The 1,007-nt window shown below is 59.5% G+C and carries 1 protein-coding gene; it reads right to left on the reverse strand.

The window, feature by feature from the left end:
- Positions 1-841 (reverse strand): group II intron reverse transcriptase/maturase (ltrA, locus tag CVS27_RS20445; RefSeq protein WP_207767615.1); only part of this gene is annotated, 841 nt, incomplete at its 3' end.
- Positions 842-1,007: the final 166 nt, after the last annotated feature.

Consider the following 1,007-nt stretch of genomic DNA (forward strand, 5'->3'; position numbering starts at 1 on the left):
GCACCCGTGTCTCTTGGCGATAGATCGTAATCGCGTAGCCCAGAAACTTTCGCTTCCAAGGCCGTGCTACTGCGCTTTTCTGCTCGTTGATACGTAGCTTCAGATGACCCTCCAGGAAGGCTCTGATGTTCGCCATCGCCCGTTGCCCTGCGCCTTCACTGCCGATGTAGATATTGCAGTCGTCAGCATATCGGCAGAACTTCAACTGCCGCCTTTCCAGCTCTCGATCAAGATCGGTCAGCAGGATATTCGACAGTAATGGGGACAGCGGCCCACCCTGAGGCGTACCCTCGCTGCGGGGTTGAATCACGCCATTAGCCATCATCCCCGCCTCTAAGAAGCGCCGGATCAGCTTGAGTACGCGACCATCCCTCACTCGATAGGCGAGTCGAGCCATCAACACGTCGTGGTTGACCCGGTCGAAGAATTTCTCCAGGTCGATGTCCACTACCCAGTGCTTTCCTTCGGCCACATACTCTTTCGCCTTGACGACCGCATCGAGCGCACTTCTCTGCGGACGAAAGCCGTAGCTGCCATCGGAGAAGGTTGGCTCGAAGATCGGTTGCAGTACTTGATGGAGCGCCTGCTGGATAAGCCGATCCACCACCGTGGGTACGCCGAGTGTTCTAACCCCGCCATTAGGCTTGGGAATGTCCACTCGGCGCACCGCCCGTGGCAGGTACCGATCCTCCAGCAGTGCCGCCTTCACACTTGGCCAGTGCACCAACAGCCAGTCCTTCAGCTCCTCGACCGTCAGGCGATCAACGCCCGCTGCGCCTCGGTTCTTCAGGACGCGCTTGTACGCTCGTCGCATGTTGCTGGGTTCGACCACCTGCTCCATGAGCCGGTAGTCCTCCGATTTCGTTCGCCCAGCCGTCGCCGCAACCCCCTCAGCACCTTGCGGGCTTCTTTCCGGATTCCGTCCGGCCATGGCAGGCAGGCCTCCCGTGCCGGGAGCTTTTGCGTCTTCGGGGGTTGTCGAGATACGCTGTCCTACTCTCGGTTTC

The sequence above is a fragment of the Arthrobacter glacialis genome, from assembly GCF_002909445.1.
In the GTDB taxonomy this organism is placed as follows: Bacteria; Actinomycetota; Actinomycetes; order Actinomycetales; family Micrococcaceae; genus Specibacter; species Specibacter glacialis.